A 25,296-nucleotide genomic window follows, 5' to 3' on the forward strand; every position below is an offset into this window, starting at 1 on the left:
AAGTGATCCAGGTTACTGCTTTTCGCTATCATCAGCATATCATCACGTTAACGCGGTCGAATATGGACATAATCGTCGGCCTATTAAGCTCACAACCACATTTCGTGTGTGTGAATAAAACAGTGCATTTATCTGCAGCTTTACTAAGAAGGTTCACATGTTAAATAACATTCGTATCGAAGAAGATTTGTTGGGTACCAGGGAAGTGCCAGCGGATGCCTACTACGGCGTTCATACTCTGAGAGCGATTGAAAACTTCTACATTAGCAACAGTAAAATCAGCGACATACCGGAGTTTGTACGCGGTATGGTGATGGTAAAAAAAGCGGCGGCAATGGCGAACAAGGAACTGCAAACCATTCCTAAGAGCATCGCGAACACCATCATTCAGGCCTGTGATGAAGTCCTGAACAACGGCAAATGCATGGATCAGTTCCCGGTAGATGTCTACCAGGGCGGCGCCGGTACTTCCGTCAACATGAACACCAACGAAGTCCTCGCCAACATCGGTCTGGAACTGATGGGCCACCAGAAAGGTGAATACCAGTTCCTGAACCCGAACGACCACGTCAACAAATGCCAGTCCACTAACGACGCCTACCCAACCGGCTTCCGCATCGCAGTTTACGCTTCCATCGTGAAACTGATCGATGCCATTAATCAGCTGGGCGAAGGCTTCCAGCGTAAAGCGGTTGAGTTTTCTGAGATCCTGAAAATGGGCCGCACCCAGCTTCAGGACGCTGTTCCAATGACCCTCGGTCAGGAGTTCCACGCGTTCAACGTGCTGCTGACTGAAGAGACTAAAAACCTGCTGCGCACCGCTGAACTGCTGCTGGAAGTGAACCTTGGCGCAACCGCCATCGGTACCCGCCTCAACACGCCAGATGGCTACCAGCAGCTGGCCGTACAGAAACTGGCAGAAGTCAGCGGACTGGCCTGCGTACCAGCAGAAGACCTGATTGAAGCCACTTCCGACTGCGGCGCATACGTGATGGTGCACAGCTCCCTGAAGCGCCTGGCCGTGAAAATGTCCAAAATCTGTAACGACCTGCGCCTGCTCTCTTCCGGCCCGCGCGCTGGTCTGAACGAAATCAACCTGCCGGAACTGCAGGCGGGTTCTTCTATCATGCCGGCCAAAGTGAACCCGGTTGTCCCGGAAGTGGTGAATCAGGTTTGCTTCAAAGTCATCGGCAACGACACCACGGTGACCATGGCATCCGAAGCAGGTCAGCTGCAGCTGAACGTGATGGAGCCGGTGATTGGCCAGGCAATGTTCGAATCCATTCATATCCTGACCAACGCCTGCTACAACCTGCTGGAAAAATGCATTAACGGCATCACCGCGAATAAAGAAGTGTGTGAGAGCTACGTGTACAACTCCATCGGTATCGTGACCTACCTGAACCCGTTCATTGGCCACCACAACGGCGACATCGTCGGCAAGATCTGCGCAGAAACCGGCAAGAGCGTGCGCGAGGTCGTGCTAGAGCGCGGCCTGCTGACCGAAGCCGAGCTGGACGATATCTTCTCCGTCCACAACCTGATGCACCCGGTCTACAAAGCTAAGCGCTATACCGATGAAAGCGAACAATAACTCATCCACATAAACGCCAAAAGGCACGTCCAGTCGGACGTGCCTTTTTCATTTTAACGGTATACGAAAACACAACATTTCATTTTCATCTCATTAAAACAACAAGGAAGCGACCATGATAGTCATCGAGCTCATCATCGTGTTAGCAGCGATTTTTCTGGGGGCAAGGCTGGGCGGGATAGGGATTGGCTACGCGGGAGGACTGGGGGTTTTGGTTCTCGCGGCAATAGGCGTAAAACCCGGCAGCATCCCCTTCGACGTTATTTCCATCATCATGGCGGTCATTGCGGCTATCTCAGCAATGCAAATCGCCGGGGGCCTGGATTATCTCGTCAACCAAACCGAAAAACTGTTACGTAAGAACCCTAAATACATCACTATTCTTGCGCCCATTGTGACCTGGTTTCTGACCATTTTCGCCGGCACCGGCAACATCTCTCTGGCCACACTGCCGGTAATCGCCGAAGTCGCTAAGGAGCAGGGTATCAAACCCTGCCGTCCACTCTCGACCGCGGTGGTTTCAGCTCAGATAGCCATTACCGCTTCGCCAATTTCCGCCGCCGTGGTTTACATGTCTTCGGTGATGGAAGGCCACGGTATAAGCTATATTCAGCTGCTGTCAGTCGTTATCCCCTCAACGTTGCTGGCAGTGCTGGTGATGTCGTTCCTGGTCTCTGTCCTGTTCGACTCAAAGCTGTCCAACGATCCGGTTTACCTCAAGCGTCTGGAAGAGGGGCTGATTGAGCTGCGTGGCGACAAGCAAATCGAGATTAAACCGCGCGCGAAGACTTCCGTATATCTCTTCCTGCTCGGTGTGGTTGGCGTAGTCATCTATGCCATCATCAATAGCCCAAGTCTCGGCCTCGTCGCTGCGCCGTTGATGAATACCACCAACGCGATACTGATTATCATGCTGTCAGTCGCCACCCTGACCACCGTGATTTGCGGAGTGGAAACCGAAAGTATTCTGAGTTCCAGCACTTTCAAAGCTGGCATGAGCGCCTGTATTTGTATCCTGGGCGTGGCCTGGCTAGGCGATACCTTCGTGTCTGCCAATATTGACTGGATCAAAGAAACCGCAGGGAGCGTGATTCAGGGCCATCCGTGGCTGCTGGCGGTGATTTTCTTCTTTGCCTCGGCGCTGCTTTATTCTCAGGCCGCTACGGCCAAGGCACTGATGCCGATGGCGCTGGCGCTCAATGTCTCACCGCTAACCGCCGTGGCTTCTTTCGCCGCCGTTTCTGGCCTGTTTATTCTGCCAACCTACCCGACTCTGGTCGCCGCGGTGCAGATGGACAACACCGGCACAACGCGCATCGGCAAATTCGTCTTTAACCATCCGTTCTTCATTCCCGGCACAATGGGCGTAGTCCTGGCCGTCTGCTTCGGCTTCGTGTTCGGCAGCGTGCTGCTGTAAATCTCTTCAAAAACGGGTCGTTATTCGGCCCGTCCTCTCCTCCTCATGCTATAGTCGATGCCGTTTCCTCCCACAATAAGGTTTGCGATGTCGATGACCCAGGCTGTCGTTGTACTCTGTACCGCCCCGGATGAAGCCACCGCGCAGGATCTGGCCGCGAAAGTGCTGGCGGAAAAACTTGCCGCCTGCGTGACGCTGCTGCCGGGCGCAACTTCGCTCTATTACTGGGAAGGAAAGCTGGAGCAGGAGTACGAAGTCCAAATGCTGCTCAAGAGCGACGTGGAACACCAGGAGGCACTGCTTGCCTGCCTGAAAACCCATCACCCTTATCAAACGCCAGAACTACTGGTTCTGCCAGTTGCACACGGAAACAGTGAATATCTCTCATGGCTTTACGCATCATTACGCTAGTCCTGCTGTTATGCAGTTCGCAGGCCTTCGCCGGGCTGTTTGACGCCCAAAATAAAACGCAGTTTGTCCCGGTCGACCAGGCTTTTGCCTTTGACTTTCAGCAGGCGGAGCACAAGCTGACGCTCAGCTGGCAGATAAAACCAGGCTATTATCTCTACCGCCAGCAGATCAAAGTGGTGCCCACCAGCGCGGACATTACGCCCCTGGCTATGCCTAAAGGCACCTGGCACGAAGATGAGTTCTACGGCAAAACGGAGATCTTCACCCGGCAGCTAACTCTGCCCATTACGGTAAATACTGCCCATAAAGGTTCGTCCGTCAGCGTCACCTACCAGGGCTGCGCCGAAGCCGGGTTCTGCTATCCGCCGGAAACACGCGTTGTGCCGTTGAGTGCTATTGCTGCGTCGGCTAATGATGCCAATGTGTCTTCCTCCCACTCTCCATCAAGAGACGAGGCCAATGTGTCTTCCTCCCTCTCCCCTTCTGGGGAGAGGGCCGGGGTGAGGGGAACAGACAGCTCCGCCCCCGCATCGCTCCCCTTCTCCGCGCTGTGGGCCTTCCTGATCGGCATCGGCATCGCCTTCACGCCCTGCGTGCTGCCGATGTACCCGCTCATTTCCGGCATCGTGCTGGGCGGTAAACAACGCCTGTCCACCGCCCGGGCATTGCTGCTGGCCTTTGTTTACGTTCAGGGCATGGCGCTGACCTACACCGCACTCGGTCTTGTCGTTGCCGCCGCAGGACTCCAGTTCCAGGCGGCACTCCAGCACCCATACGTGCTGATTGGCCTGTCAGCGCTCTTTATCCTGCTCGCCGCCTCGATGTTCGGCCTGTTCACGCTGCAGCTGCCCTCGTCGCTGCAAACGCGCCTGGCGCTGATGAGCAACCGCCAGCAGGGCGGCTCGGCGGGCGGCGTCTTTGCTATGGGCGCGCTGGCCGGGCTTATCTGCTCGCCGTGCACCACCGCGCCGCTTAGCGCCATCCTGCTGTACATCGCGCAAAGCGGAAATATGTGGCTCGGCGGCGGCACGCTTTACCTTTACGCGCTGGGCATGGGCCTGCCGCTAATCCTGATTACCGTCTTCGGTAATCGCCTGCTGCCGAAAAGCGGGCCGTGGATGGAAAGCGTCAAAACCGCCTTTGGTTTTGTGATTCTGGCGCTGCCGGTCTTCCTGCTGGAGCGCGTGCTGGGCGATATCTGGGGGCTGAGGCTGTGGGGCCTGCTGGGCGTCGCCTTCTTCGGCTGGGCATTTATCACCAGCCTTGGAGCAAAGAAGTCCTGGCTACGCGTGCTGCAAATTATTCTTCTGGGTGCCGCGCTGGTGTCCGCTCGTCCGCTGCAGGACTGGGCTTTTGGCTCTCCGGCATCCGTTCAGTCCGTCCCTCACCTCAGCTTTAACAAAATAGCCAACGTTGAGCAGCTCGACGCCGCGCTAGCCGGGGCGAAAGGCAAACCGGTGATGTTAGATTTGTACGCCGACTGGTGCGTGGCGTGTAAAGAGTTTGAGAAATACACCTTTAGCGATCCGCAGGTGCAAAAAGCGCTGTCTGGCACCGTTTTACTCCAGGCCGATGTCACGGCAAATAACGCCGACGACAAAGCCCTGCTGAAGCATTTACAGGTGCTTGGCCTGCCAACCATTTTATTCTTCGATGCTAACGGCGTTGAACAACCTGCAGACCGCGTAACAGGCTTTATGGACGCCTCCGCGTTCAGCGAGCATTTGCGCAATCGCAGCCAGTAAACAACACTTGATCCGTTGGGAAACGTAAGGAGAAAACCGTGCAACGCGAAGAAGTTTTAGAGCACGCCCTGCATGTCCTTGAACGTGAAGGCATTGCCAGCACGACGCTGGAGATGGTGGCGAAAGAAGCCGATTATCCGCTCGCTGAGATTCGCCAGTTCTGGCCCGACAGCGAAGCCCTGCTGTACGACGCCCTGCGCTACTTAAGTTCGCAGGTGGATGTCTGGCGGCGTCAGCTGATGCTGGACGAAGAATTAACCCCGGAGCAAAAGCTGCTTAAGCGTTACCACGCCCTGACCGAATGCGTGAGCAACCAGCGTTATCCCGGCTGCCTGTTTATTGCCGCCTGCACCTTCTACCCTGATGCCGCGCACCCGATTCATCAACTGGCGGACCAGCAGAAAAAAGCGGCCTGGGAATACACGCACGAGCTGCTCACACAAATGGAAGTGGACGACCCAACCATGGTCGCGCACCAAATGGAATTGGTGCTGGAAGGCTGCCTGAGCAAGCTATTGGTGAAGCGTAGCCAGGCTGATATCGACACGGCCAGAACCCTTGCGGAAGATATTCTACGCTTTGCGCTGTGCCGCACCGGCGGGGCATTAACCTGAATTTACTGTCTTTGACTGAAAAGCAGGCAATCAGCATAGTTTTAGGTAATTTTTATGACAAAGCCGTTGACGCCTGGCGGCCTTTACGGTTTAATGCGGCCCGTTGCCCGGATAGCTCAGTCGGTAGAGCAGGGGATTGAAAATCCCCGTGTCCTTGGTTCGATTCCGAGTCCGGGCACCACTATTTAGAAGAACCAGCCTACGGGCTGGTTTTTTGCTTTCAGGGATATGGACTCTCCATCGAACAAATTCGATTATTCGTCTCATCCCTGAGACTCACCCCTGCGGGGCCAGCGCAAGCGCTGTTCAAAAACGTTACCGACGTTTTTGTCCGAGTCCGGGCACCACTATTTAGAAGAACCCGTCTATGGCGGGTTTTTTGCTTTTGGCGATACGAACTCTGCATCGAACTGAAAGTCGATTATTCGTCTCATCCCTGAGACTCACCCCTGCGGGGCCAGCGCAAGCGCTGTTCAAAAACGTTCCCGACGTTTTTGTCCGAGTCCGGGCACCACTATTTAGAAGAACCAGCCTACGGGCTGGTTTTTTGCTTTTGGAGAAGTGAACTCTTCATCGAATTGAACGATTATTCAACTGCATCAACATCGCCCTCTTCCAACCACTTTTCCAGAGCCAAATAAAAACTACAGCGCTAATCTGCACTAGTATCTCAACCAGGCGCTGGCCTGTATTTCTGAGTAAAGCAGGGGCTGGTGGTTTTTTAGAACCCAGGAAGAACAGAATCTACTGAAGCCAAAAATTCAGCGTGATTAGGCCGCAGGTCAGCAGCGCGGTGAGGATTAATTCGAAACTGTAGCGTCGCAACATTATCTGAACTCCAGAAAGAAACACCCGGCAAGCCGGGTGTTTGTGTTAACGCTTCAAGCTAACGGGTAGCCCCGTTGAACTTATGCAGCTGGCTTAACGGCTGGTTTTGCAGCAGCTTTGTGATGTTTTTTCACGTGTTTCTTAGCAGCCTGCGCTTTCTGGGCAACAGGTTTTACTGCTTTTTTGTGATGCTTTTTAGCAGCCTGAGCCTTCTGTGCGGCTGGTTTTACTGCTTTTTTGTGATGCTTTTTAGCAGCCTGAGCTTTCTGTGCAGCTGGTTTTACTGCTTTTTTGTGGTGCTTTTTAGCAGCCTGAGCTTTCTGCTCGGTAGCTGGCTTAGCGGCTTTTTTGTGTTTCTTTTTAGCGGCCTGAGCTTTCTGAGTGGCAGCTTTTTTGTGTTTCTTATGATGCGTTACTTTTGCAGCTGGAGCTTTAGCAGCAGGTGCAGCGGCGGTGGTTGCCGGCGCAGCAGCTGGTGCGGTAGCGGTAGTGTCAGCAGCGAAAGCGGCGGAAGACAGGCCCATAGCAGCGGCAACAACCAGAGCTAATACTTTTTTCATTTCGACATCCTCGAATTTGTTTTCGTGTTTACCCCACTGCGGGGCCGTTGAAATGAACTATAGGCGTGTGAAACAAACTCTTCAGTGAGTGATTGGTATCGGCGTGTAATGAAATGTACAAAGTCAAATTGGGAGATTATCGATCGCATCATGCCGCCTCTTTCCGGCAATACGGCCTTTCACCGCTATGCTAGATTGGCTGACCAACAGACTTCCCCTACAGGAGCAAAGCATGGCCGCATACTGGATTGCCCACGTCACCGTTCACGACCCTAAGCAGTATCAAAACTATATCGATTTATCCCCGGCGGCCTTTACGCGCTACAACGCTCGCTTTTTGGCGAGAGGCGGCAAAGCGGAAGTTGTAGAGGGTGATGCGGCTTTCACCCGGCATGTCGTCATTGAGTTTGCCAACATGGAAACGGCGCTGGCCTGCTACCACTCGCCGGAATACCAGCGCGCTCGCCAGGAAAGAGCCAGCGTCGCAGAAGCAATGATCACTATTGTGGAAGGCCTGCCCGGCTGAGCCTTGTAAACCAGGCCGTTAAGAGGCCTGCGGAGCTCCCCTCACGCGCCTGAAGAAATCGTAGTCAGGCGTCCACCATCGAGAGTAAGCTACCGCTGGTCATTCTTCCGGGGAATAGTCATGCATCTGCTTTCAGCTATGGAAACCTACGTTCAGGTCGTTGATACCGGCTCTTTTTCTGCTGCAGCCAGGCGCCTGCGCATTGGCCAGCCCGCAGTCTCAAAAACCATTGCTCAGCTCGAACAGCAGCTTGGCGTGCGGCTTTTGTTGCGATCAACGCATGGGCTAACCCCGACGGAAGCAGGAAGTAATTTTTACGAACATGCGAGGCGCACGCTCGACGCGGCCGATGTGGCCGTGACTTCCACACGCGGGCTAAGCGCAATGCTGACTGGCCGGCTCAGGATCAGCGGTCCGGTAACATTTGTGCGGCTGCATGTCATGCCGCATCTCGCCGATTTCCTGGCCGCGCATCCGGCACTGGATGTCGATATGTTCCTTGAGGATCGCAACATCGATTTGGTCGAAGGCGGCATCGATGTCGCGCTCCGTATGGGCACACAGGCTGACTCATCGCTCACCGCAAGGCGACTGGGGCAAAATCCTCGCCTGGTGATGGGCACTCCGGAATACTTTTCCCGCAACGGCCATCCGCAAATGCCGCAGGATTTGCTTAATCATCAGGCCGTTATTTACGATCTGCGGGGAGGAGGTTCAAGCTGGGAGTTCCGCCAGGGCAAACAGCGGGCCGCCGTTACGGTTCAGGGCAGGTTACGCACAACAGGTATGGAAGCCGTCCGGGAAGCAGTACTCTCCGGCATCGGGCTGTCTATCATGTCAGAATGGATGTTCCGCCGTGAGCTTGCATCCGGTGAAATTCAGGCGGTGTTAACCGACTGGGCGCTGCCGCCGATCGATCTTTGGGCCGTTTCCCCCTCGGGCCGCGCAACCAGCGCCAAGTCCAAAGCTTTTATCTCTTTCATTGAGGAACGCGTATTCGGCCGGCCGCCTGAAAATCGCTCATAAGCATCAGTCCTATTCCTTCGGGGAATAAGCGCTATTCCCTGCCCCTGTCTACCTGCCTCTTACCTGCGGTGCTGTAATTCTCGCCATCGGGCTAGCCGTTTAGCTCTTAAAAACGAGGAAAACCACATGCAATACCCTACCACTACCCGGTTGTTTATTCATGGCCAGTGGCGCGACGGCGCCGACGCCAAAACGCTGCCCGTGCTTAATCCGGCAAACGGCCAGCAGATAGGCCACCTGGCGTACGCCACCCGGCAGGATCTGGACGATGCGCTGGCATCAGCTCAGCAAGGCTTTGATACCTGGCGTACTATTCCGGCCGTTGAGCGAGCCGTCATTCTGCGTCGTGCCGCCCAGCTGATTCGCGAGCGGGCCGAATCAATTGCGTCACTTATTACTCAGGAACAGGGTAAACCCCTGCCCGAGTCACGCTTTGAAGCTAACGCTGCGGCAGAGATCATCGAATGGTTTGCCGATGAGGGCGTACGCGTCTATGGCCGCATTGTTCCTTCCCGGGATGCCGCCGTTCAGCAGCTCGTCGTTAAAGATCCGGTGGGCGTTGTGGCCGCCTTTACGCCATGGAATTTCCCACTCAACCAGGTCGTTCTGAAGCTTGCGGCAGCCCTGGCCGCAGGCTGCTCGATCATCGTCAAAGCGCCGGAAGAGACCCCGGCCAGCCCGGCAGAATTGTTCCGGGCGCTTGCGGACGCAGGCTTACCTGCCGGCGTCGCCAATCTGGTTTACGGCAATCCGGCAGAAATCTCCGGCTACCTCATCCCGCATCCGGCCGTACGTAAAGTCACATTTACGGGGTCGACTCCGGTAGGCAAACAGCTGGCCGGCCTTGCGGGGCAGCATATGAAACGCGTCACCATGGAGCTGGGCGGCCATGCCCCGGTGATTATCGCCGAAGATGCGGATGTTGAACTGGCGATCCGGGCGCTGGGCACGGCGAAATTCCGCAATGCCGGGCAAACCTGCATCTCCCCGACCCGCTTCCTGGTTCATGAAAAAGTCCGGGCAGCTTTTACTGCCGGGCTGGTTCGCTGGGCCGAGGGTTTGCGGCCGGGCAATGGCCTCGATGAAACCACCCAGATTGGCCCTCTCGCGAATGCGCGCCGCGTAACTGCCGTCGAAACTCTGATTGAAGAGGCGATTGCCAAAGGTGCAAAACTGCTAACGGGCGGCAAGCGCCTCGGCCAGCAAGGCAACTTCTATGCGCCCACGGTGCTGGACGATGTTCCCCTCGACGCGCGTATTTTTAACGAGGAGCCTTTTGGCCCAGTCGCTTTAATTCGGGGCTTTACTGACCTGGAAGAAGCTATCGGCGAAGCAAACCGTCTGGATTACGGCCTGGCCGCCTACGCCTTCTCGCGCTCGGCCAAAACCATCCACCAGCTTTCACAGCGTATCGAAACCGGCATGCTGTGGGTTAACCAGCCGATGACGCCATCCGCAGAGCTGCCGTTTGGCGGAGTAAAAGACTCAGGGTATGGCACAGAAGGCGGCCCGGAAGCCGTGGAGGCATACCTCAATATTCGCGCTATCTCCATCACCCACGCCTAACCGTGCGGGCGCCATAGAGCGCCCGCCTTCTCCGCTATCAGGAATAACATTGATGAAGCTTTACTACAGCCCGGGAGATTGCTCGCTTTCTCCGCATATTGTGGCCCTTGAGTCAGGCCTCGCCTGCGAAATGATAAGGGTGGATCTTAAAAGCCACACGACACAAAGCGGCGACGACTTCTACAGCATTAATCCCCTGGGATACGTGCCTTTGCTGGCGCTGGATAACGGGCAGACATTGCGTGAAGGCGTGGCGATTATTCAGTATCTGGCGGATCTGGCACCTGACAAAATGCTGATGCCAGCGGCAGGCACCTTTGCGCGCTATCAGGCCCAGGCATGGCTGAATTTCATAGCGACCGAAATACACAAAGGTTTTGCGCCACTTTTTACGCCAGCCACGCCGGAGGTGTACAAACCCGTCGCCCGGCAGCAGCTGCACAGGCGCTACCAGTGGGTGGATGAGCAGCTAAAAAATAGCCTTTATGTCATGGGCGAAACATTCTCGGTCGCGGATGCCTACTTGTTTACAACGGTAGGGTGGGCGTCGCATGCCCGGCTGGATCTCAGCGAGCTTTCCCATTTGCAGGCGTGGTATTCGCGCATTGCGCGCCGCCCGCACGTGCAGGCGGCAATGAAAGCCGAAGGGCTATAAACCCAGCGCCCCCAGAAAAGTGGCGATCCGTCGCTCAAAGACGGGGCGCTGATATTCAATCAGCGCCATACGCCACAGCCCCTGTAGCCAGGTCGTGATAATGGCAGCCGTTTCCTGCGGTTCTAGTGTCTCAGGCAGAGTTCCGGCGGCCTTGTCTTCGCTGAGACGCAGAAAAAGTGTGTCCTGTACCTTCTCTAATCCGCTTTTTGCCCGCGCGGCCAGCTCAGGCTGAGACAACACCTCCTCGCTGACCATCGCCGCGACCATACAAAGCCGGGAAGACGTTTGCGGATCGTCCAGCGTGTTTAACACTTCGGTGAAGAATGCCCGAACGCCCTCAGCGGCCGTGGGGGCATGCCGAAGCGCTACCATCCGGCGCTGCACAATCTGCGCTTCGTAGCGATCGAGGCATAACAGGTAGAGGTTCTTTTTGCTTTTGAGCGTGTTGTAAAACGACCCTTCGCCAATCTCCATCGCTTTCAGGAGATCGCGCAGGCCAGTCTCAGCGTAGCCTCGCTGCCAAAAAAGCGCCGTCGCACGGTCCAGCGCCTGCTCGTAGTCAAAGTTAATTTTTCTCGTCATAGGCCGCAGTATAGCAATTGTAGCAATTGCTACAACTTTATTGACGCCCACAGCCAACTCAGGATATTTTGTATCGGTCGCTACAAATAGCGTTTACCTTTTACCTCCCCGCCGCAAATGGCGGGTTCATTCTGGAGCTAATAATGTCCCGCATCATCCATTCTGCCGAGCCATTTACCCTGCCGGCGGCGACGGAAGCCGTCACCCCCTTTCACCTGCATATCCCGGAAAGCGCTATTGAGGATCTGCACCAGCGCCTCGGCGGCGTGCGCTGGCCTGAGCAGGAAACAGTGGAAGACTGGTCGCAAGGTGTGCCGCTTAGCGCCGCAAAATCCTTGATTTACGACTGGTTGCATCACTATGACTGGCGCAAGCTTGAAGCCCGGTTAAACAGCTACCCACAGTTCCGCACAAAAATCGACGGCGTGGGGATCTACTTCATTCATGCGCGTTCCGCACACGCAAACGCCACGCCGATCCTGCTCACGCACGGCTGGCCGGGTTCGGTTATTGAGTTTCTGGACGTCATCGACCGGCTTACCGACCCAACCCGCTTTGGCGGCACGGCGGAGGACGCTTTCCACGTTGTGATCCCGGCGATTCCAGGCTACGGCTTTTCAGACAAGCCGACGGAAAAGGGGTGGAACCCGGCCCGCATTGCGCGAGCATGGACCACGCTGATGACCGAGCGGCTGGGGTATAAATCCTGGGTCGCACAGGGCGGAGACTGGGGTGCAGCCATCACCACCGCGCTGGCCGCTCAGGCTCCGGCAGGGCTGCTGGCGGCCCACGTGAACCTGCCGATGGTCGTGCCTGCCACCCTGCCGGAACAGCCGACGGAAGAGGAGAGCCAGGCGCTGGCGGCCATTGAATTGTACGTGTCGAATAAAGCAGGCTATGCCAACCTGATGAATACCCGGCCACAAACCATCGGCTATGCGCTGAGTGATTCCCCCGTCGCGCTTGCCGTCTGGATGTACGAAAAATTCCAGGAGTGGACCGACAACCGCGGTCAGCCCGAAGATGCGCTCAGCCGGGAAAAAATGCTGGATGACATCTCCCTGTACTGGTTTACCGGCACCGGCGTGTCCAGCGCGCGGCTTTACTGGGAAGGCGTGGGCAGCACAATCCGCGGCGCGGACTTTTTCTCTGCCGCGCGTTCTGGCATAGAAAAAATCAGCATCCCTATGGGCGCCAGTCTTTTTCCGGCTGAAACTTTCACGCCGCCGCGTGCCTGGGCCGAAGCGGCATGGAGCCAGTTGTTCTACTGGAATAAAGTTGAAAAGGGCGGCCATTTCGCCGCCTTCGAACAGCCGGAAATCTTTGCCCGCGAGCTGTGGCAGGCGTTCCGTCCCTTCCGGGATCGGCCCCTCAGCTAACCCAGGCCGATCCCCGCGCTAAGCCTGGCGGGCTTCCTGCCCGCCAGGTCAATCAGACGGTCTCTGCCCGGAGGCTCTTTCCCGCCAGATACTTAGCCCTGTATTTATCAGGCCGGGGAGGAAAAGCGTGCGGCTTCTGACCGGGGTTGACCTAAATCAAAAGCCGCTCGCTTTTCTCCCTCAAAGCTCACTTTGCGCTTCACTTACCTCAAACAAGATAACGATAATCACAATCATTTTCATTTATGAGTAAGCGACATGACACTGGATCTCCAGGCGCACTTTGCGCTCCCCGGCGGGCAACCCTTTAAAGATCGTCACGCCACCATGCCGTGGCGCGGCGCAATGCCCATCGCCAAAGAACAGCTGGAGCACACCTGGCAACAGGTGATTACCGGCCCAACGCCTCCCGGCAAAAGGCTGGTTTACCTCCATATTCCCTTCTGCGCAACGCACTGTACCTTCTGCGGTTTTTACCAGAATCGTTATGAAGCAGACCACTGCGAACGCTACACCGACGCGCTGCTCAGGGAAATCGAGCTGGAGGCCAGCAGCCCGCTGCACCAGTCGGCCCCCATTCACGCCATCTACTTTGGCGGCGGCACGCCTTCGGCGCTGTCAGCCAAAGATTTAGCACGGATCATTACCGCCCTGCGCCGCAGCCTGCCGCTGGCCCCGGACTGCGAAATCACCATTGAAGGCCGGGTGCTAAATTTTGACGATGAGCGTATCGACGCCTGCCTCGACGCAGGAGCCAACCGCTTCTCCATCGGTATCCAGTCGTTTAACAGCAAAATCCGCAAAAAAATGGCGCGCACCTCCGACGGCCCTACTGCCAGGCGCTTTATGGAAAACCTCTGCAAACGCGATCGTGCCGCCGTGGTCTGCGATCTGCTGTTTGGCCTTCCGGGGCAGGATCAAAAGCTGTGGGCCGAAGACCTGACTATCGCGCGGGACATCGGCCTCGACGGGGTTGATCTTTATGCCCTGAATCTGCTGCCGCAAACGCCGTTGGGTAAAGCCGTGGAAAACGGACGCATCACGCTGCCTTCCCCGGCCGAACGCAGGGATTTGTACCTGCAGGGCTGCGACTTCATGGACAGCGCAGGCTGGCGCTGCATCAGCAACAGCCACTGGGCGCGCACCACGCGGGAACGCAACCTTTACAACCTGCTGATTAAACAGGGGGCAGACTGCCTGGCCTTTGGCTCCGGCGCGGGCGGCTCGGTTAACGGCTACTCCTGGATGGTTGAACGCAACCTGGAGACCTGGCACGCCGCCGTCGCCGCCGGAAAAAAACCGCTGATGATGATGGCCCGCACCACTGACCCAGGCTACCGCTGGCGGCATCGCCTCCAGGCTGGCATTGAAACCGCCCGCGTGCCTCTCGACGAGCTGACCGCCGATGCGCATCTGCTCCAGCCGCTGCTGACCCAATGGCACGACTCCGGCCTGACCCGGGATGACTCAACCTGCCTGCGTCTGACCGACGAAGGCCGCTTCTGGGCCAGCAATATCTTCCAGTCTCTGCAGACGCTGGTTGCCGCTCTCAATACCCCATTAACCACGGACAAAAAAACACAAGGAGCAACGCTATGACTTCCGTTTCCCTCGCCGATTACTTAAAAACCCAGCCGGACGGCACGCTGGAATCTATTGCTGCACAATATAATGTCACCCTGCTGGATGTTGTTTCCCAGCTCCCTGCTCAGGCGCTGGTTAGCGGCGGGCTGTTCGACACCGTCTGGGACACCGTTGTCGAATGGGGCAGCGTCACTACCCTGGTCCACACCGCCGATGTGATTATTGAATTTTCCGGGGAACTTCCCTCCGGCTTCCACCGCCACGGCTATTTTAACCTGCGCGGCAAAAAAGGCATGACGGGGCATATCAAAGCGGCCAACTGCACCCACATCGCGTTGGTGGAGCGCAAGTTTATGGGGATGGACACCGCCTCGATTCTGTTCTTCAATCAGGCGGGCAGCGCGATGCTGAAAATCTTCATCGGGCGCGACGATCACCGCCAGTTACTGGCAGACCAGCTGGCAGCTTTTCGTGCGCTGGCAGAGACACTTAAGGGAAATATTGCATGATGCCATGGTTAATTTTTGGGGCCGGGGGCAAGGGCGTAGGCGCGCTAACCGCGAAGCTGGCTTTGGCAGAAAATCGCCCCGTTGTTGCACTGGTGCGTAACGAAGAGGCCGCCGCAAAACTGCGTGAGGCAGGTGCTCAGGTTATTACCGGCGACGCCTGCGACGCAGACGCTGTCGCAGAAGCCTGCCGCCTGGCGGGCAAGGACGCCACCGTCATTTCAACGATGGGCGGTTCACATGATTACCAGGCGCACCGCACGGTTATCGACTGCGCCGAAAAAGCCGGGCTCTCACGCATGATACTAGTTACCTCTTTAGGCTGCGGAGAAAGCTGGGCTTATTTATCCGATCGGGCAAAAGCGGCCTTTGGTCAGGCGGTACGGGAAAAATCCCTCGCCGAAAGCTGGCTGCAAACCAGTACGCTGGATTTTGCTATTGTACGCCCGGGCGGCCTGCTTCACGGCGAACCCACCGGCAAAGCTGTGCTGAGCCAGACACCCGAAATTCACGGAATGGTCATGCGGGCCGATGTCGCCGCGCACGTCGCAGAACTGGCAAAATCCTCCCACCTGAATCACCAGGTTTACGGCCTCGTTGAACCGGGGCTGAAACCAGCCTGATGCCACGCCGGGCTTTCGCTTTTCTGGCGGTATAGCCCGGCAGGCTCTTCCCTCTTGCTACACTTCAAGATAGTTTCATCAGATAACTAACCTGATAAGAAGGCAGATCACGCGATGTCCGAACACAACTACCAGCCCCCAAAAGTCTGGACCTGGAACAAAACTGAAGCCGGTCAGTTCTCCAGCATCAACCGCCCAATTTCCGGCCCGACTCATGAAAAAACGCTGCCTGTCGGCAAACATCCGCTGCAGCTTTACTCCCTCGGCACGCCAAACGGGCAGAAAGTCACTATTCTGCTGGAAGAGCTGCTGGCGCTGGGCATCAGCGGGGCTGAGTACGATGCGCACCTGATTCGCATCGGCGAGGGCGATCAGTTCTCCAGCGGGTTTGTAGAAGTAAACCCAAACTCTAAAATTCCGGCGCTGTTTGACCACTCCGTCACGCCGCCGCTGCGCGTGTTTGAGTCCGGCAACATCCTGCTTTATCTCGCGGAAAAATTCGGCCACTTCCTGCCGAAGGACATCGCCGGGCGCACCGAGGCGCTGAACTGGCTGTTCTGGCTGCAGGGTTCCGCCCCTTACCTGGGCGGCGGCTTCGGCCACTTCTACCACTATGCCCCGGTCAAAATCGAGTACGCCATCAACCGCTTCGCGATGGAAACCAAGCGTCAGCTGGACGTGCTCGATAAACAACTGGAGAAAAACCGCTTTATCGCCGGAGATGAATACACTATCGCCGACATTGCTATCTTTACCTGGTACGGCGCGCTGGCGAAAGGTGGCCTGTACGAATCTGCCGAGTTCCTCGACATAGCCTCCTACAAACACTTTGGCCGCTGGGCCGATGAAGTGGCTAACCGCCCGGCGGTGAAGCGTGGCCGCATCGTGAACCGCACCTGGGGCGATGTGCAGCTGGCCGAGCGCCACAATGCTTCAGATTTTGATGCATTAGGGTTGTAGGCCTTTCAAGTTGAAAGCTGTTCCTTAGCCACAAATACCCACGATTATGGAGGGTCGGCTAAGGTTCCGTTCATTTTCAGTCCTGTTTTATATGCAGCCCCCGCACCGGTGAACGTCTCAGGGGAGTCACCGTCACTCCCCTGAGAACCCGGACTCCCGGCGAAATAAATCGACCGCTGAAGCGGCAGACCTCCGTTTTATCTCCCAGTCCTGGGTCGCCTGAGAGAAAACGGAGGCGATTTAAGCCGGAACCGTGCCTCTCTTTATGTTCAGCACTGGTTTAAACCGCAACATCGCTGTTGGTTTTTTACCCTCACCCTAACCCTCTCCCTGGAAGGGAGAGGGAATAAACAATGTTTCCCGCAGCTTTTGTTTTCTCCCTCTCCCCTTTGGGGAGAGGGCTGGGGTGAGGGGAAGATGTGTCCCCGGCTCTCATCGCCCCCGGCTATGACCTAACTGGCGTAATCCCCCTGACACGTTCACCGTGATCTGAACGTGCAGGGGAAATCGGCCAAGAGGTGAACGGAACCTTAGCCAATCCAACATAGACAGAAGAGTTTTGTCATTAATATCCCCAGAGTTGCCCCTCTTTTAAATCACACAAATGATAATAGTTTGCATTTAGTTATAGCAACAGCTATGTTTTATAGCACTTGCTATAAATGCTGAATCTATAATCACTCGTGAGGGAAGACGATGCCCGGGAAACTGAAGTTAACGCAAAGTATTGTCGCTGCGGCCGCCGCGCTGGCGATGTTGCTGGGTGCCGCTCAGGCGCAGGCAAAATTTAAGGCGATCACCACCTTTACTATCATCGCCGATATGGCGCAGAACATAGCCGGTGACGCGGCAGACGTGGAGTCTATCACCAAGCCCGGAGCGGAAATTCACGAATACCAGCCGACGCCGGGAGACATTCGCCGGGCGCAGGGCGCGCAGCTGATCCTGACCAACGGGCTGAATCTGGAACTCTGGTTCGCGAAGTTTTATCAACATCTGAAAGGCGTGCCCGAAGTCGTCGTCACCACCGGCATTCAGCCCACGGGCATCACCGAAGGCCCTTATAACGGAAAACCTAACCCTCACGCATGGATGTCCCCGCAAAATGCGCTGATCTACGTCGATAACATCCGGGATGCGTTCGTCAAATACGATCCAGGCAACGCGGCGACCTATACCCGCAACGCCGAAGCCTACAAACAGAAAATTCAGCAGACCATCGAGCCGCTGCGCAACGAACTGGCAAAAATTCCGGCGGATAAGCGCTGGCTGGTCACCAGCGAAGGCGCTTTTTCCTACCTCGCCAACGACTTTGGCCTGAAAGAACTCTATCTGTGGCCGATCAATGCCGATCAGCAGGGCACCCCGCAGCAGGTGCGCAAAGTGATCGACAGCATTCGCCAATACCAGATCCCCACGATCTTCAGCGAAAGCACCATCTCCGACAAACCTGCTCGCCAGGCGGCGCGGGAGTCTGGCGCACACTATGGCGGCGTGCTTTATGTCGATTCTTTAAGTGCCGCAGACGGCCCGGTACCCACCTATCTTGATCTGCTGCGCGTCACCACCAGCACCATCGTGAACGGCATCAATGCAGGGCTGAAAAAATGAGTCGTCGTCCCGGCATCGTCGTTCAGGACGCCAGCGTCACCTATCGCAATGGCCACACCGCGCTGCGGGCGGCCAGCTTTGAAATCCCGACCGGCACCATTGCGGCGCTGGTCGGCGTCAACGGTTCCGGGAAATCCACGCTGTTTAAAGCGATCATGGGCTTTGTGCGCCTGGCCAGCGGTAGCATCTCGATTCTGGATATGCCCACGAAAAAAGCACTGCGCCACAACCTGGTGGCCTATGTGCCGCAGTCCGAAGATGTGGACTGGACGTTCCCGGTGCTGGTGGAAGACGTGGTGATGATGGGCCGATTTGGCCACATGGGGATGCTGCGCATTCCCGGCAAGGCCGACAAACAGGCGGTAGATAACGCCCTCGCCCGCGTCGGCATGAGTGAGTTCCGCAATCGCCAAATTGGCGAACTGTCCGGCGGTCAGAAAAAGCGCGTGTTCCTCGCCCGGGCAATTGCCCAGGACGGCCAGGTGATTCTGCTGGACGAACCGTTCACCGGCGTGGACGTGAAAACGGAAGAGCTGATCATCGCCCTGCTGCGCGAGCTGCGGGACGAAGGCCGCACGATGCTGGTTTCAACCCACAACCTGGGCGCCGTCACCGACTATTGCGACTATACCGTGCTGGTGAAAGGCACCGTGCTGGCCTGCGGCCCGACCAATATCACTTTTACGCAAGAAAACCTGGAACTGGCGTTCAGCGGCGTACTGCGCCACGTCACCTTAACCGGGAAAGAAACCAGCGTCCTCACCGACGACGAGAGGCCGTTTATCCACGGCGCGCCGTTAAAAGGGGAGCCGTAATGTCCGTCCTGCTCGAACCGTTTAGCTATGGCTACATGTTTAACGCCATCTGGGTATCAGCGCTGGTCGGCGGCGTGTGCGCCTTTCTTTCCTGCTACCTGATGCTGAAAGGCTGGTCGCTGATCGGCGACGCCCTTTCCCACTCCATCGTGCCTGGCGTAGCCGGCGCCTATATGCTCGGCCTGCCGTTTTCCATCGGCGCGTTTTTCTCCGGTGGCCTCGCCGCAGGCACCATGCTGTTTTTAAACCAGCGTACACGCCTGCGCGAAGACACCATTATTGGCCTTATTTTTTCGTCATTCTTTGGCCTCGGGCTGTTTATGGTGTCGCTCAATCCGACGTCGGTAAACATCCAGACCATCGTGCTCGGCAATATTCTCGCCATCGCCCCGTCGGATATCGTGCAGTTGGCGATCATCGGCTTTGTCTCACTGGCGATTCTGCTGCTGAAATGGAAAGACCTGATGGTGACCTTCTTCGACGAAAATCACGCGCGCTCCATTGGCCTTAATCCTTTGTGGCTCAAAGGATTATTCTTCACCCTACTGTCGGCCACCACCGTGGCGGCGCTGCAAACCGTTGGCGCGTTTCTGGTGATTTGCATGGTGGTCACGCCGGGCGCAACGGCTTATCTATTGACCGACCGTTTCCCAAAACTGCTGATCATTTCCGTCACGTTAGGCACCTTTACCAGCGCCTTCGGCACCTGGATAAGCTACTTCCTCGACGGCGCCACCGGCGGCATTATCGTGGTGCTGCAAACGCTTATTTTCCTGCTGACCTTCGTGTTTGCCCCCAAACACGGCCTGCTGGCTAACCGTCGGCGCGCGCGCCTGAGCCTGGAGCAAACGCCATGAGCCTGTTAGACACGCTGCTTTCGCCCTTCCAGTTTGGCTTTATGATCAACGCTCTGACCATGACCACGCTGGTCGCCATTCCGTGTGCGCTGCTCTCCTGCTTCCTGGTGCTAAAAGGCTGGGCGCTGATGGGCGATGCCATGAGCCATGCGGTCTTCCCCGGCGTGGTGATCGCCTGGATGGTCGGCCTGCCGCTGGGCCTCGGCGCGTTCATAGCCGGGCTGTTTTGTGCCTTCGCCACCGGTTACCTGCAGGACAACAGCCGCATCAAGCGCGACACGGTGATGGGCATCGTTTTCTCCGGCATGTTTGGCGCTGGCCTCGTGCTCTACGTCTACCTGAAGCCAGATATCCATCTAGACCATATTCTGTTCGGCGACATGCTGGGCGTCAGCGGCAGCGATATTCTGCAAACGGGCGCTATCGTGCTGCTAACGGTAATTGTTGTAGGGCTAAAATGGCGGGACTTGCTGCTGCATGCGTTCGACCCGATTCAGGCCCAGGTCTCCGGCCTGAACGTGAAGCTGCTGAACTACGGCCTGCTCTGCCTGGTTTCGCTGACCATCGTCGCGGCGCTGAAGGCGGTGGGGATTATCCTCGCGATTTCCCTGCTTATCGCGCCAGGCGCTATCGCTTCGCTGCTGACCCGTACCTTTAAAGGCATGATGCTGGTCGCGCTTGGGCAGGCTATCGTCACGTCGTTTCTTGGCGTCTACCTTTCCTTCTTTATTGACAGCGCCCCCGCGCCGACCATCGTTGTGCTTTCTGCCCTGGTCTTCATCGCCGCGTTTATTCGGGCCACGATCAAGCAACGACGTATGGAAGCGATTAGTGAGCCATTCTGAATCCGCGTGAAGCGACCCTGGCAACGGTTTTATGGTACAAAGTACCTTCTCTTTTTTGCACAAGTACCAGGGTCGCGCCATGAGCTACACCATCGATATTATCTCCTGCATCACCGACCGTTTCGTTGAGCTGACCGCCACCGAAAAGCGCATTGCGCAGTTTATTCTGGACGACGTGCAAACCGCCGCGGCGCTGCCCATTTCGGAAATGGCGCGCCAGACGCAAACCAGCCAGGCGTCGATAACCCGCTTTGCCCGCGCCATCGGCTGCAAGGACGTGCGCGAACTGAAGGTCAAACTAGCCCAGTCGCTGGCGGTGGGGCAGCGCTTTATTCTCGACGTGCCGGACCTCGAAGGCGTGCAGGGGATCTACGAAACCATCATCAACGTGCTGGATATCAACCGCCGCGCGCTAAACCCAGAGTCACTCAACAAGGCCGTGACCTGGCTGAGCAACGCGCGGCAAATCCTGGCGCTGGGCATGGGCGGCGGATCAACCATTTGCGCGCAGGAGTTACAGTTTCGTCTCTTTCGTCTGGGCCTGCCGGTGGTGAGCCAAAGCGATGGCCTGCTGGCGAGAATGATGGCGGCGTCGGTGGCCTCCAACGATGTGGTGGTGGCGCTATCACTGGGAGGCTACACGCCGGAAGTGGTGGAGAGCGCGGCGATTGCCCGCCAGTACGGCGCAAAGATCATCGCCATTACCCCGCAGGGAACACCGCTGGCTGAACAGGCGGACATCGTGCTGCCGCTGATTATTCGCGAAAACGACTACATTTTTAAGCCGAGCACTTCGCGTTACGCCATGCTGGCGATGATTGATGTGTTGGCCACCGAACTGGCGATGGCCAACAAAAGCCAGGCGAAGGACCGGCTGCGCCGCATCAAGCTGGCGCTGGACAGCCATCGCGGCGGGGCAGACAGGCAGCCGCTAGGCGATTAACCCCGGTCGGCGCGGTAGCAGGTCACATCCACTTCAACTTTACAGTCCACCACCAGGTCCGCCACGCAGCACACGCGGGCCGGCGGGTGGTCACCGAAGAACTCCCGGAACACTTTATTGAAGGACTGGAAGTAGCGGGCGTCAGTCAGGTAGACCTTCACGTGGACCACGTCAGCGAGGGAGTAGCCCGCTTCGGTCATGATATCCACGCAGTTTTGAATCGCCAGCCGCGACTGGTCGACAATCCCGCCTTCAACCACTTCGCCGTCTTTCATCGGCGTCTGGCCGGACACATACAGCCACCCGGCCGCTTCAACGGCTTTGGCAAAAGGTAGCGGCTGCCCGCCGGTGCCGGTACTGCCGCCCACGCCATAACGTTTAATGCTCATCATTGCTCCTTGTTGATCGGTTTACCCTCACCCTAACCCTCTCCCTGGAAGGGAGAGGGGACAAACGTCCAGTCCAGAACCCGATCTCCCCTCTGGGGAGAGGAGACAAACGTCCAGTCCGGGAACTCTTTCCCCCTCTCCCCTCTGGGGAGAGGAGACAACCGTCCAGCCCGGGAACTCTTTCCCCCTCTCCCCTCTGGGGAGAGGGCCGGGGTGAGGGGCTAAATTTATACTCACTTCTGCCGACGCAAGAACCGCCCGGCCCGGCCAGTCACCTTCTGCTCGAACCCATAGCTCATCACGCCGTTCACCATCACCGCCTCAATACCCGCCGCAGGCTGCTTCGGGTTATTGAAGCTCGCGACGTCGCGCACGGTCAGCGGGTCGAACAACACCAGGTCAGCATAATAACCGCGCTTCACCAGGCCCCGTTCGGGCAACTGGAACCGCGCCGCCGACATTCCCGTCATCTTATGCACCGCCTGCGTCAGCGGGAAAAGCTTCTCGTCGCGGCTGTAGTGCCCCAGCACGCGGGGGAATGCGCCCCACAGGCGGGGATGCGGCATCGGATCGTTCGGCAGCCCGTCTGACCCGACCATTGTCGCCGGGTAGCGCAGCACACGCCGCACGTCCTGCTCGTCCATGTTGTAGTAAATCGCCCCTGCGGGCATCAGTAATTTTCCCGCTTCGTGAAGTGACATCGACCAGTCATCAGCAATTTGCTTCAGCGACCGCCCGGCGACCTCCGGGTGCGGTTCAGACCAGGTAATCACGATCTCGAACTCGTCGGTGATCTGTTTCATGTCCAGCGTTGAAGAGCTGGCGGAATACGGATAGCAGTCGCAAGAGACATCCTGCTGCTCGCGTACTTTGTCGAACAACTTCAGCGTTTCAACCGTGCGGCCCCAGTTTTTCGCCCCGGCGCATTTGTGGTGCGACACCACAACCGGCACTTTCCCGTGGCGGCCAATGCGGAAAGCCTCATCCAGCGCCTCAAGAATCGGCTCAAACTCAGAGCGCAAATGGGTGGTGTAAATCCCCTTCTCCGCCGCTAATTCCTCCACCAGCGCCATCACCTCTTCGGTGGTGGACTGGAACGCGCTGGCATAGGCCAGGCCGGTGCTCAGCCCAAGCGCCCCCTGCTGCAGCGCTTGTTTTAGCTGGCCACGCATGGCGAGAATCTCCGCTTCCGTCGCCGGTCGGAACAAATCATCCATCTGGTTGTTACGCAGCGCGGTATGACCAATCAGCGTACCCACGTTAATGGCCGGGCGAGCCTGCTCCACGGCATGGGCGTACGCTTCGACGGTGGGATAAACAAACTGGTGCGCCTCACCCAGCAAATTCATCGGGTCGGGCACCAGCGCATTGATGGTCGCCCCCGCCGCACTGATGCCGCAGTTGCCGACGATCGCCGTAGTAATGCCCTGGCTAATTTTCGGCAGATATTCAGGAAAACGGATCACGTTAATGTCGTCATGGGTGTGAACATCAATAAACCCCGGCGCTAATACCCGCCCGCTGCCGTCGATCTCATGCACGGCCTCGCCGGAAATTCCCGGCGCAATATCGGCTATTCGGTCACCCTGCACCGCCACATCGGCCAGGTATTCCGCACCGCCGGAGCCGTCAATCACGGTGACATTCCTGAAGAGATAATCGAACTTCATCTGCGCCTCACGCCAGTCATAATCTGCGTGCAAGTTAACCATTTACAAGCCATAAAAACAGTGAAAAACTAAACAAAATCCTTGCAAATCAATGATACTTTTATTCATTTAATTCAAGATCATTGGATAATTAATATAAATAACATCAAGTTAAAATTGATACTTAATCTGAAAGAAAGAATAACCCCGGAGGAAATACGTTATGAAATACCAGGAAATTAACCTCGTACCCCATAAGTCCGCCCTCATGCATTCCCCTGCCAATGTCCTCAACGAAGACGTCTGTTTACCCGCAGCGCTGATCAAAAAATCTGCTTTGAAGAACAACATCCGGTGGATGCAGGCCTACGCCGATGCGCGCGGCGTTTCGCTGGCGCCACACGGGAAAACCACCATGACGCCGTGGATTTTCCAGCAGCAGCAAAAAGCGGGCGCGTGGGCCATCGGCGTAGGCAGCGCATGGCAGGCGAGCATCGCGATGTCGGCGGGCATCGAGCGAGTGCTGATGGTTAACCAACTGGTGGGCAAAGCGAACATCACGCTGGTGTCGCAGCTAAAGCATAAACATACCGCCGTCGACTACATTTGCTGCGTGGACAGCGAAGCAAACGCCCGTACCCTGTCAGACTTTTTTAGCCAACAGGGGCAAACCCTCGACGTGCTGATTGAGCTTGGTGTGCCGGGTGGACGCTGCGGCTGTCGTAGCCCGGAACAAGCGCTGGCGCTGGCAAAGCGGGTGGCAGAATTACCCGGCCTGAATTTACGCGGCCTGGAGCTGTACGAAGGCGTGCTGCACGGCGACAATCCGCAGCCAAAAATAGAAGCGCTGCTGCAAGAGGCGGCCGCGTTAGCCTGTCAGATGGAACGCTATGTTGACGGCGAGTTCCTGCTCACCGGCGCGGGTTCAGTCTGGTACGACGTAGTGTGCAATATCTGGCTCGCCGCAGAAAAACCGGCCAACTGCCGCATTGCGATCCGCCCGGGCTGTTACATTACCCACGATGGCGGAATTTATCAGGAAGCCCAGGATCAGCTGATGGCGCGAGATCGGATCGCCTGCGATCTCGGTGGCGATCTGGTTTCCGCGCTGGAGCTGGTGGCAATGGTGCAGTCGGTACCGGAAAGCGATCGGGCGATTGTGAATTTTGGCAAGCGCGACAGCGCGTTTGATGCCGGTCTGCCGCAGCCGATAGCCCACTATCGCCAGGGCAAGCCGCTGGCTTCGCCGTCGAAAACCATCGAAGCCACCGGGATTATGGATCAGCATGCCATGTTGAAACTCAAGCCGGGCGCGGATGCGCAGGTTGGGGATATTCTGGTGTTCAGCACTTCTCACCCGTGCCTGACGTTTGATAAGTGGAAGGCGCTGCTGCTGGTGGATGACGAATATAACGTGCTGGATGAGTTAGAGACGGCGTTCTAGGTTGTCACCCTCACCCTAACCCTCTCCCTGGAAGGGAGAGGGGATAAACAAGGTTCTCAGTTGCCTGCTTCCCCCCGCCCTTCTGGGAAAAAAGGATAACAAACTACTCAGTTCTGAATTCCCCCTCTCCCCTCTGGGAAAAGGAGATAACTAACCACTCAGTTCTG

The 25,296-nt window shown here is 56.9% G+C and carries 25 protein-coding genes and 1 tRNA gene; 21 read left to right on the forward strand and 5 right to left on the reverse strand.

The window, feature by feature from the left end:
• The first annotated feature begins 157 nt into the window (after positions 1 to 157).
• The 6 genes from aspA (at position 158) to F3J28_RS15180 (ending at position 5,962) form a co-directional block, all read left to right on the forward strand.
• Positions 158 to 1,594 carry an aspartate ammonia-lyase gene (aspA, locus tag F3J28_RS15155; RefSeq protein ID WP_008453774.1) on the forward strand — a complete coding sequence of 479 codons (1,437 nt, stop codon included), beginning with the start codon at positions 158 to 160 and terminating at the stop codon, positions 1,592 to 1,594.
• A 115-nt stretch (positions 1,595 to 1,709) separates the two neighbouring features.
• Positions 1,710 to 3,011, forward strand: coding sequence for an anaerobic C4-dicarboxylate transporter (locus tag F3J28_RS15160; protein WP_166867315.1), 1,302 nt, complete (start codon positions 1,710 to 1,712; stop codon positions 3,009 to 3,011).
• 87 nt (positions 3,012 to 3,098) lie between these two features.
• On the forward strand, positions 3,099 to 3,422 hold the full coding sequence (gene cutA / locus F3J28_RS15165; RefSeq protein ID WP_008453776.1) for a divalent cation tolerance protein CutA: 324 nt from the start codon (positions 3,099 to 3,101) through the stop codon (positions 3,420 to 3,422).
• Positions 3,398 to 5,167, forward strand: coding sequence for a protein-disulfide reductase DsbD (locus tag F3J28_RS15170; RefSeq protein WP_166877423.1), 1,770 nt, complete (start codon positions 3,398 to 3,400; stop codon positions 5,165 to 5,167). The genes cutA and F3J28_RS15170 overlap by 25 nt, the downstream gene beginning before the upstream one ends.
• 38 nt (positions 5,168 to 5,205) lie before the next feature.
• Positions 5,206 to 5,781 (forward strand): transcriptional regulator, encoded by a 576-nt coding sequence (locus F3J28_RS15175; RefSeq protein ID WP_008453778.1) that lies wholly within the window; start codon positions 5,206 to 5,208, stop codon positions 5,779 to 5,781.
• A gap of 105 nt (positions 5,782 to 5,886) precedes the next feature.
• Positions 5,887 to 5,962 (forward strand) — tRNA-Phe (locus tag F3J28_RS15180).
• A 563-nt stretch (positions 5,963 to 6,525) separates the two neighbouring features.
• Here the strand turns inward: F3J28_RS15180 and ydgU are convergent.
• Together ydgU and asr are read right to left on the reverse strand one after the other, a co-directional pair.
• Entirely contained in the window at positions 6,526 to 6,609 is an 84-nt protein-coding gene (gene ydgU, locus F3J28_RS22635) for a small membrane protein YdgU (RefSeq protein WP_456297838.1), read from the reverse strand.
• An 80-nt stretch (positions 6,610 to 6,689) separates the two neighbouring features.
• A complete protein-coding gene (asr, locus tag F3J28_RS15185; protein WP_166877427.1) occupies positions 6,690 to 7,169 on the reverse strand; it encodes an acid resistance repetitive basic protein Asr in 480 nt (159 codons plus the stop codon).
• 232 nt (positions 7,170 to 7,401) lie between these two features.
• Between asr and F3J28_RS15190 the strand changes: the two genes are divergently transcribed.
• From F3J28_RS15190 to gstA, 4 genes are all read left to right on the forward strand, one after another.
• Positions 7,402 to 7,695 (forward strand): DUF1330 domain-containing protein, encoded by a 294-nt coding sequence (locus F3J28_RS15190; protein WP_166877430.1) that lies wholly within the window; start codon positions 7,402 to 7,404, stop codon positions 7,693 to 7,695.
• A gap of 120 nt (positions 7,696 to 7,815) precedes the next feature.
• Entirely contained in the window at positions 7,816 to 8,721 is a 906-nt protein-coding gene (locus tag F3J28_RS15195; RefSeq protein WP_166877433.1) for a LysR family transcriptional regulator, read from the forward strand.
• Between the two features lie 126 nt (positions 8,722 to 8,847).
• Complete coding sequence (locus F3J28_RS15200) at positions 8,848 to 10,287, forward strand: NAD-dependent succinate-semialdehyde dehydrogenase (protein ID WP_166877435.1); 1,440 nt, start codon at positions 8,848 to 8,850, stop codon at positions 10,285 to 10,287.
• 52 nt (positions 10,288 to 10,339) lie between these two features.
• Positions 10,340 to 10,942: a glutathione transferase GstA gene (gene gstA / locus F3J28_RS15205; RefSeq protein ID WP_166877436.1), complete on the forward strand. Its 603-nt coding sequence runs from the start codon at positions 10,340 to 10,342 to the stop codon at positions 10,940 to 10,942.
• Here gstA and F3J28_RS15210 read toward each other — a convergent pair.
• Entirely contained in the window at positions 10,937 to 11,524 is a 588-nt protein-coding gene (locus tag F3J28_RS15210; RefSeq protein ID WP_166877437.1) for a TetR/AcrR family transcriptional regulator, read from the reverse strand. The two genes, gstA and F3J28_RS15210, sit on opposite strands and share 6 nt — an antisense overlap.
• Before the next feature lie 143 nt (positions 11,525 to 11,667).
• Here F3J28_RS15210 and F3J28_RS15215 point away from each other — a divergent pair, with 143 nt between their 5' ends.
• The 10 genes from F3J28_RS15215 to F3J28_RS15260 all read left to right on the forward strand — a co-directional run bounded on the left by F3J28_RS15215 (position 11,668) and on the right by F3J28_RS15260 (position 21,647).
• Positions 11,668 to 12,903 carry an epoxide hydrolase family protein gene (locus F3J28_RS15215; RefSeq protein ID WP_166877440.1) on the forward strand — a complete coding sequence of 412 codons (1,236 nt, stop codon included), beginning with the start codon at positions 11,668 to 11,670 and terminating at the stop codon, positions 12,901 to 12,903.
• A gap of 258 nt (positions 12,904 to 13,161) precedes the next feature.
• Positions 13,162 to 14,502, forward strand: coding sequence for a heme anaerobic degradation radical SAM methyltransferase ChuW/HutW (gene hutW, locus F3J28_RS15220; RefSeq protein WP_166877443.1), 1,341 nt, complete (start codon positions 13,162 to 13,164; stop codon positions 14,500 to 14,502).
• Positions 14,499 to 14,996: a heme utilization cystosolic carrier protein HutX gene (hutX, locus tag F3J28_RS15225; RefSeq protein ID WP_166877446.1), complete on the forward strand. Its 498-nt coding sequence runs from the start codon at positions 14,499 to 14,501 to the stop codon at positions 14,994 to 14,996. The genes hutW and hutX overlap by 4 nt, the downstream gene beginning before the upstream one ends.
• Entirely contained in the window at positions 14,993 to 15,616 is a 624-nt protein-coding gene (locus F3J28_RS15230; RefSeq protein ID WP_166877448.1) for an SDR family oxidoreductase, read from the forward strand. The genes hutX and F3J28_RS15230 overlap by 4 nt, the downstream gene beginning before the upstream one ends.
• Positions 15,617 to 15,730: 114 nt before the next feature.
• The gene (yghU, locus tag F3J28_RS15235) at positions 15,731 to 16,576 is read left to right on the forward strand and encodes a glutathione-dependent disulfide-bond oxidoreductase (protein ID WP_166877451.1); all 846 of its coding nucleotides are present in this window, start codon (positions 15,731 to 15,733) and stop codon (positions 16,574 to 16,576) included.
• A gap of 696 nt (positions 16,577 to 17,272) precedes the next feature.
• Positions 17,273 to 18,187, forward strand: a complete 915-nt coding sequence (locus tag F3J28_RS15240) for a metal ABC transporter substrate-binding protein (protein WP_166877454.1) — start codon at positions 17,273 to 17,275, stop codon at positions 18,185 to 18,187.
• Positions 18,184 to 19,002, forward strand: a complete 819-nt coding sequence (locus F3J28_RS15245) for a manganese/iron ABC transporter ATP-binding protein (RefSeq protein WP_166877457.1) — start codon at positions 18,184 to 18,186, stop codon at positions 19,000 to 19,002. The genes F3J28_RS15240 and F3J28_RS15245 overlap by 4 nt, the downstream gene beginning before the upstream one ends.
• Positions 19,002 to 19,859, forward strand: a complete 858-nt coding sequence (sitC, locus tag F3J28_RS15250) for an iron/manganese ABC transporter permease subunit SitC (RefSeq protein WP_008453328.1) — start codon at positions 19,002 to 19,004, stop codon at positions 19,857 to 19,859. The genes F3J28_RS15245 and sitC overlap by 1 nt, the downstream gene beginning before the upstream one ends.
• A complete protein-coding gene (locus F3J28_RS15255; RefSeq protein WP_166877460.1) occupies positions 19,856 to 20,704 on the forward strand; it encodes a metal ABC transporter permease in 849 nt (282 codons plus the stop codon). The genes sitC and F3J28_RS15255 overlap by 4 nt, the downstream gene beginning before the upstream one ends.
• A 79-nt stretch (positions 20,705 to 20,783) precedes the next feature.
• On the forward strand, positions 20,784 to 21,647 hold the full coding sequence (locus F3J28_RS15260) for a MurR/RpiR family transcriptional regulator (RefSeq protein ID WP_008453334.1): 864 nt from the start codon (positions 20,784 to 20,786) through the stop codon (positions 21,645 to 21,647).
• On the opposite strand, the gene F3J28_RS15265 is transcribed toward F3J28_RS15260, so the two are convergent.
• Together F3J28_RS15265 and F3J28_RS15270 are read right to left on the reverse strand one after the other, a co-directional pair.
• The gene (locus tag F3J28_RS15265; RefSeq protein ID WP_166877463.1) at positions 21,644 to 22,036 is read right to left on the reverse strand and encodes a RidA family protein; all 393 of its coding nucleotides are present in this window, start codon (positions 22,034 to 22,036) and stop codon (positions 21,644 to 21,646) included. The genes F3J28_RS15260 and F3J28_RS15265 overlap by 4 nt on opposite strands.
• A 233-nt stretch (positions 22,037 to 22,269) precedes the next feature.
• Positions 22,270 to 23,706 carry an N-acyl-D-amino-acid deacylase family protein gene (locus F3J28_RS15270; protein ID WP_166877676.1) on the reverse strand — a complete coding sequence of 479 codons (1,437 nt, stop codon included), beginning with the start codon at positions 23,704 to 23,706 and terminating at the stop codon, positions 22,270 to 22,272.
• 202 nt (positions 23,707 to 23,908) lie between these two features.
• Here F3J28_RS15270 and F3J28_RS15275 point away from each other — a divergent pair, with 202 nt between their 5' ends.
• Complete coding sequence (locus F3J28_RS15275; RefSeq protein WP_166877466.1) at positions 23,909 to 25,129, forward strand: amino acid deaminase; 1,221 nt, start codon at positions 23,909 to 23,911, stop codon at positions 25,127 to 25,129.
• Positions 25,130 to 25,296: the final 167 nt, after the last annotated feature.

The organism is Enterobacter sp. Ap-1006, assembly GCF_011752835.1.
Taxonomy (GTDB): Bacteria; Pseudomonadota; Gammaproteobacteria; order Enterobacterales; family Enterobacteriaceae; genus Cedecea.

Excerpts from the sequence above, each read along its gene's own strand:
- hutW (WP_166877443.1), top strand. The coding sequence starts at position 13,162 with ATGACACTGGATCTCCAGGCGCACTTTGCGCTCCCCGGCGGGCAACCC.
- F3J28_RS15275 (WP_166877466.1), top strand. The coding sequence starts at position 23,909 with ATGAAATACCAGGAAATTAACCTCGTACCCCATAAGTCCGCCCTCATG.
- F3J28_RS15195 (WP_166877433.1), top strand. The coding sequence starts at position 7,816 with ATGCATCTGCTTTCAGCTATGGAAACCTACGTTCAGGTCGTTGATACC.
- F3J28_RS15260 (WP_008453334.1), top strand. The coding sequence starts at position 20,784 with ATGAGCTACACCATCGATATTATCTCCTGCATCACCGACCGTTTCGTT.
- hutX (WP_166877446.1), top strand. The coding sequence starts at position 14,499 with ATGACTTCCGTTTCCCTCGCCGATTACTTAAAAACCCAGCCGGACGGC.
- ydgU (WP_456297838.1), bottom strand. The coding sequence starts at position 6,609 with ATGTTGCGACGCTACAGTTTCGAATTAATCCTCACCGCGCTGCTGACC.
- F3J28_RS15230 (WP_166877448.1), top strand. The coding sequence starts at position 14,993 with ATGATGCCATGGTTAATTTTTGGGGCCGGGGGCAAGGGCGTAGGCGCG.
- cutA (WP_008453776.1), top strand. The coding sequence starts at position 3,099 with ATGTCGATGACCCAGGCTGTCGTTGTACTCTGTACCGCCCCGGATGAA.
- F3J28_RS15160 (WP_166867315.1), top strand. The coding sequence starts at position 1,710 with ATGATAGTCATCGAGCTCATCATCGTGTTAGCAGCGATTTTTCTGGGG.
- F3J28_RS15215 (WP_166877440.1), top strand. The coding sequence starts at position 11,668 with ATGTCCCGCATCATCCATTCTGCCGAGCCATTTACCCTGCCGGCGGCG.
- asr (WP_166877427.1), bottom strand. The coding sequence starts at position 7,169 with ATGAAAAAAGTATTAGCTCTGGTTGTTGCCGCTGCTATGGGCCTGTCT.
- F3J28_RS15255 (WP_166877460.1), top strand. The coding sequence starts at position 19,856 with ATGAGCCTGTTAGACACGCTGCTTTCGCCCTTCCAGTTTGGCTTTATG.
- F3J28_RS15240 (WP_166877454.1), top strand. The coding sequence starts at position 17,273 with ATGCCCGGGAAACTGAAGTTAACGCAAAGTATTGTCGCTGCGGCCGCC.
- F3J28_RS15200 (WP_166877435.1), top strand. The coding sequence starts at position 8,848 with ATGCAATACCCTACCACTACCCGGTTGTTTATTCATGGCCAGTGGCGC.
- F3J28_RS15270 (WP_166877676.1), bottom strand. The coding sequence starts at position 23,706 with ATGAAGTTCGATTATCTCTTCAGGAATGTCACCGTGATTGACGGCTCC.
- aspA (WP_008453774.1), top strand. The coding sequence starts at position 158 with ATGTTAAATAACATTCGTATCGAAGAAGATTTGTTGGGTACCAGGGAA.
- sitC (WP_008453328.1), top strand. The coding sequence starts at position 19,002 with ATGTCCGTCCTGCTCGAACCGTTTAGCTATGGCTACATGTTTAACGCC.
- F3J28_RS15210 (WP_166877437.1), bottom strand. The coding sequence starts at position 11,524 with ATGACGAGAAAAATTAACTTTGACTACGAGCAGGCGCTGGACCGTGCG.
- F3J28_RS15170 (WP_166877423.1), top strand. The coding sequence starts at position 3,398 with ATGGCTTTACGCATCATTACGCTAGTCCTGCTGTTATGCAGTTCGCAG.
- F3J28_RS15190 (WP_166877430.1), top strand. The coding sequence starts at position 7,402 with ATGGCCGCATACTGGATTGCCCACGTCACCGTTCACGACCCTAAGCAG.
- F3J28_RS15265 (WP_166877463.1), bottom strand. The coding sequence starts at position 22,036 with ATGAGCATTAAACGTTATGGCGTGGGCGGCAGTACCGGCACCGGCGGG.
- gstA (WP_166877436.1), top strand. The coding sequence starts at position 10,340 with ATGAAGCTTTACTACAGCCCGGGAGATTGCTCGCTTTCTCCGCATATT.
- yghU (WP_166877451.1), top strand. The coding sequence starts at position 15,731 with ATGTCCGAACACAACTACCAGCCCCCAAAAGTCTGGACCTGGAACAAA.
- F3J28_RS15245 (WP_166877457.1), top strand. The coding sequence starts at position 18,184 with ATGAGTCGTCGTCCCGGCATCGTCGTTCAGGACGCCAGCGTCACCTAT.